Genomic DNA, 15946 nt, shown 5'->3' on the forward strand with positions numbered 1-15946 from the left:
GCACGATTTTACGCCGCGTCCGAGGCAAGCTTCATTCGATGCGCAGCATCGCGACGTGGCGGATTGCATTACCATGACCGCTCGCATGCTGCGACGAACAGGCGACGAACACGGTCTACACAAGTGAAACACGAACGCATCGATTATCGCATGGGCATTCTCTCGTCCTTGGACGAGGTCGACGCGCGCCAGTGGAATGCGCTGCTCGCACGGCAGCCGCAACCGACGCCGTTTTTACGTCACGAATTTCTGAGCGCACTCACTGCAACACATTGCACGACCGAGCGCACCGGGTGGGCGATGCGCTTCGTCACACTCGTCGATGCCACGAGCGGCGCGCTCGCGGCAGCGGCGCCGCTTTACGTCAAGAGCCACTCGTACGGCGAGTACGTGTTCGATTGGGCCTGGGCCGACGCGTATCAGCGCAACGGACTCGAGTACTACCCGAAGCTCGTCTGCGCAGTGCCGTTCACACCCGTACAAGGCACCCGGCTCATCGCGGTCGATGACGCGGCGCGGCGTCAACTCGCGGCTTCGATCATCACGCTTGCCGAGCAATCGGACGTGTCGTCGCTGCACGTGCTCTTCCCGACGGCGGACGAAGCCGATACGCTAGCGGCGCTCGGGATGATGCTGCGCGAAGGCATCCAGTTCCACTGGGTGAACCCGGGTTACCGCGATTTCGACGATTTTCTCGCGACGCTCGAGCAGAAAAAACGCAAGAATATCCGCGCCGAGCGGCGCAAGGTCCATGACGCCGGTGTGACGCTGCGCCGCGTGCGCGGCGAACAGGCGACCGACGACGACTGGCGTTTTTTCACGCGCTGCTATCGGCAAACGTACCGGGAGCACTTCTCGTCGCCGTACCTGAATCTCGAGTTTTTTCGCATGATCGGCGCTTCGATGCCCGAGAACCTGCTGCTCGTCATCGCCGAGCGCGAAGGCCGGCCGATCGCGAGTTCGCTCGTCGTCTATCAGCGCGACGAGCGAACGGGCGGCACGCTCTACGGCCGTTATTGGGGCGCCGTCGAGCACGTACCATGCCTGCACTTCGAAACGGCCTATTATCAGCCGCTCGAATTTTGCATCGAAGAGAAGCTCGCCGTATTCGAAGGCGGTGCGCAAGGCGAACACAAGATGGCGCGCGGCTTCATGCCGAAGGTCACGCACTCGGCGCATTGGCTCGGCCATCCCGCGTTCGCCGACGCCGTCGGACGTTTTCTGGATAACGAGGCCAATCTGATCGAAGCGCATGTCGACGAATTGCGCGAGCACGATCCGTTCAAAAAATAGCGAACTCCGATTCGACGACGACCCACGATGGCCTGGTTTCTATATTTGATCGAATGCGCCGACGGCAGCGTCTATACCGGCATCGCCACGGATGTCGACGCGCGCTTCGCCAAGCACGCGAACGGCACCGGCGCGCGATATACGCGTGCGCGCAAACCGATATGCGTGCTGGCGAGATTCGAGCTCGACGATCGTTCGAGCGCGTTGCGCGCCGAATATCGGGTCAAGCGTCTGTCACCGACGCAAAAGCGCGCACTGGCCGCGGGCGAACTCACGCTCGCGTCGGTGTTGGAGCGTGCCGCGCGCGGCACGTCGGATCACTTCTTGTAGTTGGCCACGCCGTCCACGATTTCCTTGTGGGCCGCGTCGATGCCGGCCCAGCCCTCGACCTTGACCCACTTGCCCTTTTCGAGCGCCTTGTATTGCTCGAAGAAGTGCTTGATCTGGTCCTTCAGGTACGCCGGAACGTCGTCGATCGATTTCATGTGTGCCGTCATCGGGCACAGTTTGTCGTGCGGCACCGCGACGAGCTTCGCATCGACGCCGGACTCGTCCGTCATTTGCAACATTCCGAGCGCGCGTGAACGTACGACGCATCCGGGGATCAGAGGGAACGGCGTGATGACGAGGACGTCGACGGGGTCACCGTCGCCCGAAAGCGTCTGAGGAATATAGCCGTAGTTCACGGGGTAGCGCATGCCCGTGCCAATGAAGCGGTCGACGACGAGCAGACCAAGTTCCTTGTCCGCTTCGTATTTCACCGGATCGCTCTGCGCCGGGATTTCGATGATGACGTTGAAGTCTTGCGGAAGATCCTTGCCCGGGGGGACGTGATTGAAGCTCATGACGTTCTCGTGAGGGAAGTGAAAGGAAAGCGTCGGGCGGCCGAATCCAACGTATTGCGGCGGCCCCGGCATAAGCGCTGCGCGCCATTATAGCCGAGCGGCAAACGCGCACTTTGGCGGTGGCGCCTCGGCGATCGGCGCGATAATCGACGCTCGCTGCGTTTCGACTGACGGTTCGGACTTTACTTGGGAGCCTTGCATGGAGGAAGCGAAACACTTCGTCGGCGGTGAATGGATTACGCCGTCGAGCCGAGAAACCATCGATGTCGTCAACCCGTCGACGGGGCAGGTCTTCACGCGCATTGCGCGCGGCAACGCCGCCGATATCGACGCGGCAGTGAGCTGTGCGCGCGCGGCGTTCGAGGGGCCCTGGGGCTTGTTGAGCGCCGCCGAAAAGGGGCGCCTGTTGTACCGCCTCTCGGCGCTCGTCACGACCCATCGCGACGAGCTTGCCGAGCTCGAGGCCCGCGACACGGGCAAGCCGCTCAGAGAGGCCTGCGCGGATGCCGCCGCACTCGCGCGGTATTTCGAGTTCTATGCCGGCGCCGCGGACAAGCTGCACGGCGAGACGCTGCCCTATCAAAACGGCTACACGGTGCTTACCGTGCGCGAACCGCACGGCGTGACCGGGCACATCGTGCCGTGGAACTATCCGATGCAGATTTTCGGACGCAGCATCGCCGCGTCGCTCGCAGCCGGCAATGCCTGCGTCGTGAAGCCGGCGGAGGACGCCTGTTTGTCTGTCTTGCGCATGGCTTCGCTTGCCGCCGAAGCCGGTCTGCCCGCCGGCACGCTGAACGTGGTCACCGGTTATGGCGACGAGGCTGGCGCGGCGCTTGCGCGCCACCCGGGCGTCGACCATATTTCGTTCACCGGCTCTCCCGGGACCGGCGCGCTCGTCGCGCAAATGGCGGCCGAGCACTACGCGCCGGTGACGCTCGAGCTCGGCGGTAAATCGCCGCAGATCGTCTTTGCCGACGCCGATCTCGACGCGGCCATGCCGACGCTCATGTCGGCCATTCTCCAGAACGCGGGCCAGACCTGTTCCGCGGGTTCGCGCGTGCTGATCGAGCGCGCGATCTACGCGCCGCTCGTGGACCGCCTCGCCTGCGCATTCGATGCGCTGCGCGCGGGCCCGGGCCAGACCGAAGCCGATTGCGGCCCGCTCATCAACGCGAAGCAACAGCAGCGCGTCGCGGAATTCGTCGCACTTGCCAGGCGCGACGGCATCCGCGTCGCGGGACAAGGCTCGATCCTCTCGGGAGCCCATCCGAGCGGCTTTTATCAGCCGCCGACGCTGCTCGCCGACGTGCCTCGCACGCATCGCATCGCGCGCGAGGAAATCTTCGGACCCGTGCTCGCCGCCATGCCTTTCGAGGACGAAGCCGATGCCGTTGCCCTTGCCAACAGCACGCCGTACGGCCTCGTCGCGGGCATATGGACGCGCGACGGCGCGCGGCAATTCAGGCTCGCGCGCAGCATTCGCGCGGGTCAGGTCTTCATCAACAACTACGGCGCGGGCGGCGGAGTCGAACTGCCGTTCGGCGGCACGGGGCATTCGGGATTCGGGCGGGAAAAAGGCCTGGAAGCGCTGCACGGCTTTACGACGCTCAAGACGATCGCGATTCGTCACGGCTGAATCAAAGGCTGCGTTTCATCGTTTGTCCGGCGGCACGGCACAGAACGGCTTTCGTGCCGTGCCGTGCCTTCGCCCGACGCGCCTGGCGCTCCTCGAATTTGCCTCTTGCCTGCCGTGCGCCGTCGGAGCACTATCGCTCAAAACACAAAATCAGGAGACACGATGCGACTGACTGGCAAAACGGCTATCGTCACGGGCGGCGGCTCGGGCTTCGGCGAAGGAATCGCCAGGACATTCGCGCGCGAAGGCGCCAATGTCGTCGTCAACGATCTGAACGGTGCGGCCGCGGAGCGCGTCGCCAGCGAGATCGCGCTCGCGGGCGGCCGCGCGATCGCGGTGGCGGGCGACGTCGCCCGGCTCGCCGATTGGCAAACGCTGCGCGAGGCGGCGCTCGAAGACTTCAAGAGCGTGCAGATCGTCGTCAACAACGCGGGGACCACCCACCGCAACAAGCCTGTCCTCGATGTGACGGAAGCAGAGTTCGACCGCGTGCATGCGGTCAACGTGAAGAGCATCTTCTGGAGCGTGCAAGCGTTCGTGCCGTACTTCCGTCAGCAAGGCGGCGGCGTTTTCGTGAACATCGCCTCGACCGCCGGCGTGCGTCCGCGCCCCGGACTCGTCTGGTACAACGGGAGCAAGGGCGCCGTCATCGTCGCCAGCAAGTCGCTGGCTGCCGAGCTCGGCAGCGACCGCATCCGCGTGAACTGCGTGAATCCGGTGATCGGCGAGACCGCGTTGCTCTCCGAGTTCATGGGCATGGAAGACACGCCCGCCAACCGCCAACGTTTTTTGGCCGGCATTCCGCTGGGCCGGTTTTCGACGCCGCAGGATGTCGCGAACGCCGCGCTCTTTCTCGCATCCGACGAAGCCGAATTCATTACCGGCGTGTGCCTCGAAGTCGATGGCGGACGCTGCGTTTGATGTGCCCCGGGGCGGTTTCGCCCGCTCCGGCCGCTGGGTTGCATTTTTCACGTTTCGCTCTCGTATCGCCGCTCATTCCATACAACAAGTGCCTTGCACGGGACGGGCGTATGCACGCCCGCTTGCTGCCAACGCCTACTCCATTGGAGGAGACACATCATGAATCAACCTCGCGCGGGCCTGGACCCGCTCTCGACACCCGGTGACGCGCAATCGTCGAGCTTCGAAGAAGCGACTTACCGCAAAGTCTCGCTGCGCATTTTGCCGCTACTGCTGATCTGCTACCTCGTCGCGTATCTCGATCGGGTCAACGTCGGCTTCGCCAAGCTGCAGATGGCGACCGATCTGCATCTGAGCGACGCGGTCTACGGGCTCGGCGCAGGAATCTTCTTTCTCGGCTACTTCATTTTCGAAGTTCCGAGCAACCTGATCCTGCACCGTGTCGGCGCGCGGGTATGGATTGCGCGGATCATGATTACCTGGGGGCTCGTGTCCGTGTTGACGATGTTCGTCACCACGTCCGCCATGTTCTATGTCATGCGCTTCTTGCTGGGGCTCGCCGAAGCGGGATTCTTCCCCGGCATCATCCTCTACCTCACCTACTGGTACCCCGCCAACCGGCGCGGGCGCATGACGACCTGGTTCATGACGGCCGTGGCACTCTCGGGTGTGGTCGGCGGTCCGATCTCGGGCTACATCCTCAAGGCTTTTCACGGTGCGAACGGCTGGCACGGATGGCAATGGCTGTTTCTGCTCGAAGGCATACCGTCCATCGTTGCGGGCCTCGTCGTACTGGCTGCGCTCGACGATCGCATCGTTCACGCGCGCTGGCTGACGGACGACGAGAAACGATTGCTCGCACGCAACATCGAAGCGGAGGACACAGGCAAGGAAGATCTGAAACTCGGCGCCGTGCTGACGAGCCCGCGGGTGTGGCTCATGAGCTTCATTTATTTCTCTTTCGTGGTCGGACTCTACGGCGTGAGCTTCTGGCTGCCGACGATCATCAAGGCAACGGGCGTGACGGATTCGTTCATCATCGGGTTGCTTTCGGCGATTCCGTTCGCTGCCGCCGTCGTCGCGATGCTGCTCGTCGCGCGGAGCGCGGACAAGCGGCGCGAGCGGCGTTGGCATGTCGCATTGCCCGCGCTCGCCGGCGCGGTCGGGCTCGTCCTCTCGGTGACCTGGGCCCACCAGACGGCCCTGGCGATGGCGGCGCTCACGCTGGCAACGGCCGGCATCATTACGTCGCTGCCGCTTTTTTGGAGCTTGCCGACGGCGTTTCTCGCCGGCGCGGGTGCCGCAGCCGGCATCGCGATGGTCAATTCGATCGGCAATCTGGCCGGTTTTCTCGGTCCTTATGCGATGGGCTGGCTCAAACAGGCCACGGGCGTCAACGATATGGGCATGTATCTACTCGCCGCCTTCATGGTGCTCGGCGCACTCCTCGCGCTGAGCGTGCCGGCTCGGCTCGTGAACAAGTAGGGTCGACGATGCTCGCCGCCAGCGCCGTTCGCTGGCGGCCTATGCTTTTCGCCGGTATTACGCAGACATTCGGGCATCGCGGCATAGGCTGGAACCGTATCCAAAACGGTCCGCCGGAGGAAAAGGCCCCATGCCCGGAATCAGTAGAACGAGCCCCATCCACTCCCCGTCGGCGGAGCGACTCGGCAATGAAACGCCGACGCGAAGCCCCAACGGGTCCAACGACAGCGGCCGAGCATCCGGCGAGCGCCGGCGTCATGGCGTATTAGGCTTCCTCACGCGCCCGTTCCGGACAACGAACGCGGCGCCGCAAGCGCAAGGCAGCGTCGGCGCGGAATCGTCAGCGGGTCGTGATGCGCGCTCCACGCCGGCGACACCGCCGCGAGGCGCGGCCGCGGCACTTCGGCGGTTGGAGGCGCTGCCGCGCGGCCACGGGGAGGAAGTGATGGCGCGGCAAACGCCGCCCCGCGCGGGCGCGCGGGCGCCGAGCGGCTCGCGCCCGACCTCCGCGGCCCCAAGCGCCGCCACGCCGCCGCGGTTGGAACAACGCACACGCGCGCCAAACGCGGATGGCATCGTCGAACAACTTCGGAGTGCCGGGGTCGATCTCCGTCACGCGCATGAAACCGTATCCGGTTTGATCAACGGAGAGCCGCGGAACGTCGACGGCCGAACGATGCGCGTTTTGGTGCAACACTTTCCCAATATGGTGATGATCGGCCTCGATGAACGCGATCCACTTGCCGTTGCGCTTCGCGACGCGCTTGGCAGAGCGGCGCCCTCGTCACCGCGGGCGGCCCTTTCGCCCCCCCGTGCGCCGACAGGACCGCGACAGGGAGCGATGGGCGGCGGATTGCGAAGAACCCCCGCCCCGCCTCGTGCAGGCGAGGCGAACGCGCCGACACGGCAGGCCCGGTCCCACCGAGCGGATCTGCGACCGGCCAGTGCGGCTTTGGAGCGACTGGCCCGATCGGGTATCGACATGCAGCAAGTGCGCGACGCCCTGGAGAACACTCTAGTTTGGGGGCAGGACTTGCCCGCCCATGTCAGGAATGCACTGGAACGCGCCGGGATCGATACCCGCATCGAGGAGGGCGTCTCGCTCGTCGATCATCCCCTGATGCACGTGAGCAGAGCGATGCGCCTCATGGAGCACGCCCGGGGCAGCGCAGGCGCGCAGCGACAAGCAGCCGGAGGAACGCGGCCAGGCGCCGCTACGCCATCCCGAGGCTCACCGCGCGGATCGACACCCGAGGCAAGCGATATCGTTCGGCAATTGCAAAGCGCAGGGGTCGACCTGACTGAAGCGCACGGCGTCGTCTCCGCGTTGATCGACGGGGACCCAGCGCGTGTGAACCGGCGAATGATGCCTGTATTGCGATCGCATTTCCCCAACATGCACGAAATCGGACTGCTGGGGAATCTGCCGCTCGCTAATGCGCTCCGTGAAGCGCTGGGTCCGAACTCGGCTTCGTCCTCCGGGACGACCGGTCAACCGGCCACGCCGGCTTCGCGTCCCGTCGAGGCCGATCGCACACGGCGCGCCGCACCGGACAGCGCGTTGGAGATGCCGGCTCGGAGCGACGCGGAGGACAACGGTCAATACGCCTTTCGAATCCACACGCGGAACCCGGGGGCATCGGCCGAAGAGATCGCATCGGCGGTTGTCCGTGCCGGAGGCGGGTCTCGGCGAGCCACGATCGCCGAGCTCAAAGCGCACATCGCGACCTATGAGAAGATCGTCGCGACGTTCGATCGGTTGCGGCCCATTTCCAGGGCCGATGCCGAGCGCCATGAGTTCAAGGATGCGGCCATCTACAACCAGGAAGGCGACGGGGAGTTCAGCAAGGACAACGCGTCGGTCGGTCTTTTCGGCGAAGAACTGTCCTTGAACAACCCGGCTCAGAAAGTGATCGGATTGGCCACAGTCGCATCGGACCCGTCGCGCGGCTTCGACACAAGGGTCAACAAGGGAGTCGAGTTCATGGACATGAAGGAGCTGGCCAAGTATCTCGTCAGCAATCCCAAACATCCGATGACCAACGCGAAGCTCGATGCCGACAACATCGCGGACTTCGCCTTCAGAGTGTCTTGAGTCGCCCCCCCGGAGCACGCTTTCGAGGCGTGCCCCGACGGCCGTCAGACGACCTTCATCGCCAGCGCACTCGCACGATAGTGTTCGCCGGCCCGACCCGTATCGCCGAGCTGTTCGAATAACCGTGCAAGCGCACGATGGGTGCGGATCACGAGGGCGTCGTTATCGTCGGCGAGCCTGAGCGCCGATTCCAGGAACGACTGCGCCTTGCCCCACAATTGCTGGTGCAGGCACAGGCGCCCCAGCGCGAACAGCAGATCCGGATCCTCGGGGCGCGTTTTGCGCCAAGCCTCGGCCTTTTGGATCAACGGCAGCGCTTCGCCGGGTAATGCCGTCTCCGGATAGCGGCGCAGCAACCGGGCATCCCAGTTGTGCTGCAACGCCTCCTCGACGATCCGGCGAGCCTCGTCGTGCCGACTCAGTGCGATCAGCAGCTCAGCCGCGAGATCGGCGAGCCGCGGCGAGTGCCGTTCGACGGGTGCCAGCGAATGCCAAAGCGTCAACAGCGCTTCGGCATCGTGCCGCCGATCGCGTAGCAGGTTTTCCGCGGCCTGCTGACGCAACCTGACCGCGACGGCCGGATGGATGGCCTCGCGCTTTTCGAGCGTCTTCACGAGCTTGAGGACCTCGCCCCAATTCTTGAGCTGCTGCTGCGCGCGCAGTGCAATCTGCTGCGCATGAATACGCCGGGCTCCTTGCGATTGCATCTCCGTCAGCGCCGCCAGCGCGCCTTCGGGATCGCGGCCATCGGCGCGCATGTCCGCGCTGGCCATGAGCCGGGCGTCCTGCCAATCCGGCGCATCGATGGCCCCGAGCCACTCGTCGCGTCGCATGTACTCGCGCATGCGATGCGCTGCCACCGCCGCGACGAGTCCTGCCGCGCCCTTGTTCGACTGGCTCGCAAGCGCCTCGCGCGCTGCCTTCTCGGCTCGCGAGAAGCGCCCCGCGTACAGATTGCCGATGGCTTCGCGCAGCGCCGAATGCGCCTTGGCCTCTCTCGCGCGCGCCCGGTAAGCGGCGACGCGGCGCGGCATTTGCCAGATGTTGCGCACCATGCGCGTGAGCGCGTAAAGCAGCGCGAACAGCACCACGATGCCGACCACGAAGAGATTCAGCGAAATGTCGACGCGATACGGTGGATAGACGAGCAGCACCTGCCCCGCATCGAAGTGCCCCACTGTCGCAAGCGCGGCCGCGAGCGCGAAAAGCAGTGCGAGCCACAAGAGTCCCCTGAGTGCCATGGTTACCCCCGGCTCTTGGTGTTGTGCACGGCTTGCAAGCTCGTGTTGATGTTCGGCGTCTCGACCGATGCCGCACCGGCACCCACCTCCTTGAGGAGCGCGCGCACGGACTGCACGCGTCTTGCGCCGCCATCGAAGTAGCGGGCGAGCGCGGCATCGGCGGCCTGCAGGTCGGACCTCAGCGTCGTCTGGTTGCGCGAGAGCAGCGCGAGCCGCGCCGACAACAGCCGCAGCTTCACGTTTTCGCGGATGTATTCGCCCTGTTCGGGCGTATTGAGCATCGCGTCGGCATTGTCGATACGGCGGACCTGCACGAGCCCCTTGAGTTCCACGCCGACGGCCGAAGACACCTCGCGCCACCAGACCTTCCAGCGAGGCTCGCCGGCCGCGGCCGCGCTTGCGCCAGCCGCGGCCGGTACGCTGCTCGCCGGTGCGGGACGGGGCACGCGCGCCTCGCCCAGCAGCGGCAACGAGTCGACCTGCGAGATCGCGTCATCGAGTTTGATCGCCAGGCCCGTCAAATCGACCGAAGGGGTCGCCTTCAGCTTGTCGATGTCCTGCGCGATCGCGCGGCGCATCAGCATCGCCTGCGGGCTCGCGAGCGCTGCCAGCCGCGTGTCCGCGCTTTGCAGCGCAAAGAGGGCGAGCTGCGTGTTGCCGGTCAGTTGCAGTTGTTCGCTCGCGCTCGAGAGCATCTGCTCGACTTCGGCGAAGGTCCAGTCGTCGCGGTTGCGCGCCAGATCCTCGTACTGCTTTTGCAGCGCCTGCTGAGCCGTTTGCGCATCGGCGAGCTTGCCTTGCAGTTGCGCGAACTGCGCATCGACCTGGTGAACGGTGGCGAGCGCCTGATCGATCTTCACGCGCAGCTCGGCCGCTTGAGCGTCGATCGCCTGCTGCCGTGCCGCGACGCGCGCATCGAGGCGGTCCACCTTGCGATTGAGCGCGTATGCGCCGATGCCGGTCGCGCAGGCCACCGCCAACACGACGATCAAGAGAAGCAACACCCCGCCGCCCCGGCGGCGCTTCGGCTCGTCATAGACGAACGCGCCGGACTGCGGCTGGTTGAAGGCCGCATGCTCGGCGGGGTTCGGGGAATCCTGGTTCGAGTCAGTCATGCGCAATGGAGCCGAAAAAGAGGCCGAAGCCGGTTGATCGAAGGATGCGCGAGACGATGCCGAAATGGCGCGCAAGGCCGCAGCGATGCGTTCATCGCCGGGGCCGGATTGCGTAATCCTATCAAAACCCAATGCCCGCGCCGTCTCGGCGATGCGCGGATGGGGAGCGACGAGCGGAGCATGCCTGAGCGCGCTGAATTCGGCAGCCGATAATTGCGCTCGGGCCATCGTCTCGAGGTTGCGCAAGCCTTCGGAACTCGTCACGAGCCAGGCATGCGGCACGCCGGCCAACAATGCGCGCGCGCGCGACCATCCATCGGGGCTCGCTTGCGGCACGCGGCGTCGGTAGGCGGCCACGGCCTGAACATTCGCGCCCGCCTCGCGCAAACGCTCGGCGAGCCATTCGCGGCCACCATCGCCGCGCACGATCAGCACATCCTTGGCGGCCAGGCCGCCTTCGCCGAACCTCGCCTCGAGCGCGGCCCAGAGCGATTCGGAATCGAACCGCTGGCTCGCGGCGTCATCGCCGTTGCCGTTGCCGGCCCCCTTGACGCGGGCCTCGCGTGCATCGGCGCCCGCGGGACAGATCACTTCGATCGCGGGTGGCGCGAGACCGTGCCGCGCCAGCGCGGCGACGCTTCCCGGCCCAATGGCCGCGGCAGGCACGGCCTTCGGCCACGGCAGGCTCAGCTCGGCAAGCCCGTGGTCGATCGCATTCGGCGAAACGAAGACGACCAGCGCATAGCGCTCGAGCGTTGCCAGCGCATCGCGCAGCGGCAGCGGGTCCTCGACGGGCGCAATTTCGATCAGCGGAAATTCGAATACGTCCATGCCGTCTCGCGCCAGCCGCGCAGCAAGCGCGGCCGACTGCCCGGCCGGGCGCGTGAGAACGGCAGTAAACGAGCGAGCTTCACGGGCACGATCGCCGCCGGCCGGGCGGCCACCGCCCTGCGGATCGGAAACGGAGTCGGCCATCGGAGCGGCGCGCGGGCTCAAACGGCAGACTCGCCGCCGCTTTGCGTCGCCAGCGCCGCGATGATCTCACGCGCACCTTGTAATGCGAGCGCGTCAGCGAGCCGGCGTCCGAGCGCCAGTGCCTCGGCATCGCTCGCGACCGGCGCGACGACCTCGGCCGAGGCTGTGCGGGAGCCATCCGGCATCGACACGCGGCCTGCGAGATGCAGGTTGCCGGCGCCACCCCAGTGGCCATGCGCCGCAAGCGGCACGTCGCAACTGCCGCCCAGGTTGCGCGATACGGCCCGCTCGGCCTGCACGGCGAGCGCCGTCGGCCGGTGATCGAGCGGCGCGAGCCAGGCGGCAAGGTCGGCCCGATCGGCACGCACCTCGATGGCCAGCGCGCCCTGCCCGGCCAACGGCAGGCTCTCGTCCGTCTCGATCAGTGCGCGGATACGCGCGCCGAGCCCGAGCCGCTTCAAACCGGCCGCGGCCAGAATGATGGCTGCATACTGGCCGCGGTCGAGCTTCCCGAGCCGCGTGTCGAGATTGCCGCGCAACGGCTCGACCACCAGATGGGGATAGCGCAGACGCAGCATGGCTTCGCGCCGCAGACTCGCGGTGCCGACCACGCTGCCGGGCGGCAGCGCGGCCAGGCTCGCGTAGTCGTTCGAAATGAAAGCATCGCGCGCATCCTCGCGCTCCATGACGGCAGCCAGCGCAAAGCCCTCGGGCAGATCCATCGGCACGTCCTTGAGCGAATGGACCGCCAGATCGGCCCGGCCGTCGGCCAGCGCGGTCTCCAGTTCCTTCACGAAAAGCCCTTTGCCGCCGATCTTCGAGAGCGTGCGATCGAGAATCCGATCGCCTTGCGTCGTCATTCCGAGAATTCGTAGCTCGCAAGATGGATATAATTTGTGCAGCGCATCGCGCACATGCTCGGCCTGCCACATCGCGAGACGGCTCTCGCGCGAGGCAATGACGAGTGTGGCGGGCGATGCGGGGAAATGCGTCTCGGAATTCATTGATCGGTATTTCGAATGACGGGATCGAACATCGAAGAATGGTAGCACGCACGCCTTGCCCCATTTTTCGCGCCGGCCGGGAAGCGGCCGCGCTCCACGGCGCGGCGCCCGGCATCGGGATGTGCGTTGCGCCACAAGCGCACGCCGCGAAGGCTCGGGCGCCGTTTTATCAGTTTTGCTGTCATGGGTCTCGTTTGGTATGACGAGACCGCCACTCCATCGACTCTAGCTTCACTGAGGACATCACCGTGACGTCTAACGGACCGGCACACGCCGCCCGCCCCAACGAGGCATTGCACCCCACACCCGCGGACGCCCCAGGCGCCGCCACGCCGCCCGCGTCCGGCGCCCCCGGCGGGCGCGACGACAAGGACCAGCCGCTCTTTCAGGACATTCGCTACCTCGGCCGCCTGCTCGGCGACGTCGTGCGCGAACAGGAGGGCGACGCTGTGTTCGACGTCGTCGAAACGATTCGCCAGAACGCCGTCAAGTTCCGGCGCGAGGACGATCACGGCGCCGCACTGGCGCTCGAAAAGCAGTTGCGCGCGCTCACGCCCGAACAGACCGTGAGTGTCGTGCGGGCGTTCAGCTACTTCTCGCATCTGGCAAACATCGCCGAAGACCGCCATCACAACCGGCGCCGCCGCATTCACGCGCTCGCCGGATCGGCTCCGCAGGCCGGCACCGTCGCCTACGCGCTGGAGCGTTTCACGCGCTCGGGCGACATCGACGCCGACATGCTCAAGCGTTTTTTCGATGACGCGCTGATCGTACCCGTGCTCACGGCACACCCGACCGAAGTGCAGCGCAAGAGCATTCTCGATGCGCAGCACGATATCGCGCGGCTGCTGGCCGAGCGCGATCAACCGCTCACCGAGCGCGAGCGCGCGCAAAACGAAGCGCTGCTGCGGGCCCGCGTCTCGGCGCTCTGGCAAACGCGCATGCTGCGCGATTCGCGACTCACCGTCGCCGATGAAATCGAAAACGCGCTGTCGTATTACCGCGCGACGTTCCTGCGAGAAATACCGGCGCTCTACACCGATATCGAGGAGGCGATCGGCGACCGATACGCGCTCGACAAGCGACTACCCGCCTTTTTCCAGATGGGCAGCTGGATCGGCGGCGATCGCGACGGCAACCCGAATGTCACGGCCGAAACGCTCGAGCATGCCCTCGCGCGCCAGGCTACGGTCATCTTCGAGCACTATCTCGAGGAAGTGCATGCGCTCGGTGCCGAGCTCTCGGTGTCCAATATGCTCTCCGGTTGCAGCGAGGCACTGAAGACGCTCGCCCAGGCTTCACCGGATCAATCGCCGCATCGCGTGGACGAACCGTATCGCCGCGCGTTGATCGGCGTCTATACGCGGCTTGCCGCGAGCGTGCGCGTGCGGCTCGGCGAAGGCACGGTGCCGCTGCGCAGCGCCGGCCACGGCGCGCCGCCCGTGCGTGCGACGCCCTATGCCGGTGCCACCGAGTTCGTGCGCGATCTGAACGTACTCGTCGAATCGCTCGAAGCGCATCACGGCGGCACGCTGATCGCGCCGAGGCTCGCGCCGCTCGTGCGCTCGGCCGAAGTATTCGGCTTTCACCTGGCGAGCATCGACTTGCGCCAGAGCTCCGATATGCACGAAGCGGTCATTGCCGAGCTGTTCAAACGCGCGGGCGTACACGACGACTATGCCTCGCTGCCCGAAGCCGACAAGCTGCGGCTGCTGCTGACCGAGCTCGAACAGCCGCGCCTGTTGCGCTCTCCGTATCTCGAGTATTCGCAGCTCGTGCGCAGCGAACTGGGCGTGCTCGAAACGGCGCGTGTCATGCGCGAGCGGTTCGGCAAGCGCGCCGTGCGCAACTACATCATTTCGCATACCGAGACCGTCAGCGACCTCGTCGAGGTGCTGCTGCTCCAGAAGGAGACTGGACTGCTCGAAGGCACGCTTGCGGCCACGCACGCGAGCGCGCGTAACGGGCTCATGGTCATTCCGCTGTTCGAGACGATCGCCGACTTGCGCAACGCGCCCGTCATCATGCGCGAGTACTTCGCGCTTCCGGGGCTCGATGCGCTCATCGCGCATCAAGGCAGCGAGCAGGAGGTCATGCTGGGCTATTCGGACAGCAACAAGGACGGCGGGTTCTTGACCTCGAACTGGGAGCTTTATCGTGCCGAGCTCGCGCTCGTCGCGCTGTTCAAGGAACGCGGCGTCAGGCTGCGGCTCTTTCACGGCCGCGGCGGCACCGTGGGCCGCGGGGGCGGGCCGACCTACCAGGCGATTCTTTCGCAGCCGCCCGGCACGGTCGACGGCCAGATCCGCCTGACCGAGCAAGGCGAGGTGATCGGCAGCAAATTCGCGAACCCCGAGATCGGCCGCCGCAATCTCGAAACGGTCGTCGCGGCGACGCTCGAGGCCTCGCTGCTGCCGCACGGCGACGCGCCCGCGAGTCTGCCCGAGAGCGAACAGACGATGCAGACCCTCTCCGATGCGGCGATGGCCGCGTACCGCGCGCTCGTCTACGAGACGCCCGGCTTCACCGACTATTTCTTCCAGGCCACGCCCATCGTCGAGATCGCCGAGCTGAACATCGGCAGCCGCCCGGCCTCGCGCAAGCTGCAAGATCCGCAGCACCGCCGCATCGAGGACTTGCGCGCCATCCCCTGGGGGTTCTCCTGGGGCCAGTGCCGGCTGCTGCTCACGGGCTGGTACGGCTTCGGCAGCGCCGTCCAGGCCCATATCGCCGGCGCGGCAAGTGAAGTGGAGCGAGCGCAGCGCCTCTCGACGCTCCAGAAAATGTACAAGAGCTGGCCCTTTTTCTCGACGCTGATCTCGAACATGGACATGGTGCTGGCCAAGACGGACCTCGCCGTTGCGTCACGCTATGCGCAGCTCGTCGAAGACAAGAAGCTGCGCCAGCAGGTATTTTCACGGATCGTCGCCGAGTGGGAGCGCACCACCGAGGCGCTTGCGCAGATCACCGGGAAAGAACAACGCCTTTCCGATAATCCGCTGCTTGCGCGCTCGATCAAGAACCGCTTCCCTTATCTCGATCCGCTCAACCACCTGCAAGTCGAGCTGCTCAAGCGCCATCGCGCCGGCGATACCAATGCGCGGTTGCGGCGCGGCATTCACCTGACCATCAACGGAATCGCCGCAGGCTTGCGCAATACGGGCTGAGTGCCCGGGCGAAAATCGTTCTTCACCGTCCGTCGGGGCCGTGCGCGCAAGCCACGGCCCTTTTTCATTGCCAACGGCGCCCCGGTTGACGGACCGGTCTACCTCTCAGACCCCGATTTACAAGGCTCGGCGCATTAAAGTTCGCCCCGGTTTCGGTCGATAAAAA

General features: G+C 65.7%; 10 protein-coding genes and 1 pseudogene. 7 read left to right on the forward strand and 4 right to left on the reverse strand.

Annotated elements, in window-relative coordinates:
- Positions 1-123: 123 nt before the first annotated feature.
- Complete coding sequence (locus ACO1XS_RS06390) at positions 124-1293, forward strand: GNAT family N-acetyltransferase (protein WP_331572365.1); 1170 nt, start codon at positions 124-126, stop codon at positions 1291-1293.
- Between the two features lie 27 nt (positions 1294-1320).
- Positions 1321-1611, forward strand: a pseudogene (locus ACO1XS_RS06395) (GIY-YIG nuclease family protein); the annotation flags it as partial.
- Here the strand turns inward: ACO1XS_RS06395 and ppa are convergent.
- Complete coding sequence (gene ppa, locus ACO1XS_RS06400) at positions 1611-2138, reverse strand: inorganic diphosphatase (RefSeq protein ID WP_331572367.1); 528 nt, start codon at positions 2136-2138, stop codon at positions 1611-1613. The pseudogene ACO1XS_RS06395 and the gene ppa overlap by 1 nt on opposite strands.
- 199 nt (positions 2139-2337) lie before the next feature.
- Between ppa and ACO1XS_RS06405 the strand changes: the two genes are divergently transcribed.
- The 4 genes from ACO1XS_RS06405 (at position 2338) to ACO1XS_RS06420 (ending at position 8278) form a co-directional block, all read left to right on the forward strand.
- Positions 2338-3777, forward strand: a complete 1440-nt coding sequence (locus ACO1XS_RS06405; RefSeq protein ID WP_331572369.1) for an aldehyde dehydrogenase family protein — start codon at positions 2338-2340, stop codon at positions 3775-3777.
- A 162-nt stretch (positions 3778-3939) separates the two neighbouring features.
- Complete coding sequence (locus ACO1XS_RS06410; RefSeq protein WP_173260608.1) at positions 3940-4698, forward strand: SDR family oxidoreductase; 759 nt, start codon at positions 3940-3942, stop codon at positions 4696-4698.
- A 159-nt stretch (positions 4699-4857) separates the two neighbouring features.
- On the forward strand, positions 4858-6183 hold the full coding sequence (locus ACO1XS_RS06415; protein ID WP_331572371.1) for an MFS transporter: 1326 nt from the start codon (positions 4858-4860) through the stop codon (positions 6181-6183).
- A gap of 841 nt (positions 6184-7024) precedes the next feature.
- The gene (locus ACO1XS_RS06420; protein ID WP_331572389.1) at positions 7025-8278 is read left to right on the forward strand and encodes a hypothetical protein; all 1254 of its coding nucleotides are present in this window, start codon (positions 7025-7027) and stop codon (positions 8276-8278) included.
- Between the two features lie 44 nt (positions 8279-8322).
- On the opposite strand, the gene ACO1XS_RS06425 is transcribed toward ACO1XS_RS06420, so the two are convergent.
- The 3 genes from ACO1XS_RS06425 to hemC are packed head-to-tail and all read right to left on the reverse strand — an operon-like array spanning position 8323 to position 12613.
- Positions 8323-9519 (reverse strand): heme biosynthesis protein HemY, encoded by a 1197-nt coding sequence (locus ACO1XS_RS06425; protein WP_331572372.1) that lies wholly within the window; start codon positions 9517-9519, stop codon positions 8323-8325.
- Between the two features lie 2 nt (positions 9520-9521).
- Positions 9522-11609: a fused uroporphyrinogen-III synthase HemD/membrane protein HemX gene (hemDX, locus tag ACO1XS_RS06430; RefSeq protein ID WP_486390243.1), complete on the reverse strand. Its 2088-nt coding sequence runs from the start codon at positions 11607-11609 to the stop codon at positions 9522-9524.
- A gap of 17 nt (positions 11610-11626) precedes the next feature.
- Entirely contained in the window at positions 11627-12613 is a 987-nt protein-coding gene (gene hemC / locus ACO1XS_RS06435) for a hydroxymethylbilane synthase (protein WP_486390244.1), read from the reverse strand.
- Between the two features lie 293 nt (positions 12614-12906).
- On the opposite strand from hemC, the gene ppc reads away from it, so the two are divergent.
- Positions 12907-15780, forward strand: coding sequence for a phosphoenolpyruvate carboxylase (gene ppc, locus ACO1XS_RS06440; RefSeq protein ID WP_486390281.1), 2874 nt, complete (start codon positions 12907-12909; stop codon positions 15778-15780).
- The last annotated feature ends 166 nt before the right edge of the window (positions 15781-15946 follow it).

This window comes from Trinickia sp. (assembly GCF_057351765.1).

Bases quoted from the DNA above. Each gene is read 5' to 3' on its own strand.
- ACO1XS_RS06425 (WP_331572372.1), bottom strand. From the start codon at position 9,519: ATGGCACTCAGGGGACTCTTGTGGCTCGCACTGCTTTTCGCGCTCGCG.
- ACO1XS_RS06410 (WP_173260608.1), top strand. From the start codon at position 3,940: ATGCGACTGACTGGCAAAACGGCTATCGTCACGGGCGGCGGCTCGGGC.
- ACO1XS_RS06415 (WP_331572371.1), top strand. From the start codon at position 4,858: ATGAATCAACCTCGCGCGGGCCTGGACCCGCTCTCGACACCCGGTGAC.
- ACO1XS_RS06405 (WP_331572369.1), top strand. From the start codon at position 2,338: ATGGAGGAAGCGAAACACTTCGTCGGCGGTGAATGGATTACGCCGTCG.
- ACO1XS_RS06420 (WP_331572389.1), top strand. From the start codon at position 7,025: ATGGGCGGCGGATTGCGAAGAACCCCCGCCCCGCCTCGTGCAGGCGAG.
- ppa (WP_331572367.1), bottom strand. From the start codon at position 2,138: ATGAGCTTCAATCACGTCCCCCCGGGCAAGGATCTTCCGCAAGACTTC.
- hemDX (WP_486390243.1), bottom strand. From the start codon at position 11,609: ATGGCCGACTCCGTTTCCGATCCGCAGGGCGGTGGCCGCCCGGCCGGC.
- hemC (WP_486390244.1), bottom strand. From the start codon at position 12,613: ATGAATTCCGAGACGCATTTCCCCGCATCGCCCGCCACACTCGTCATT.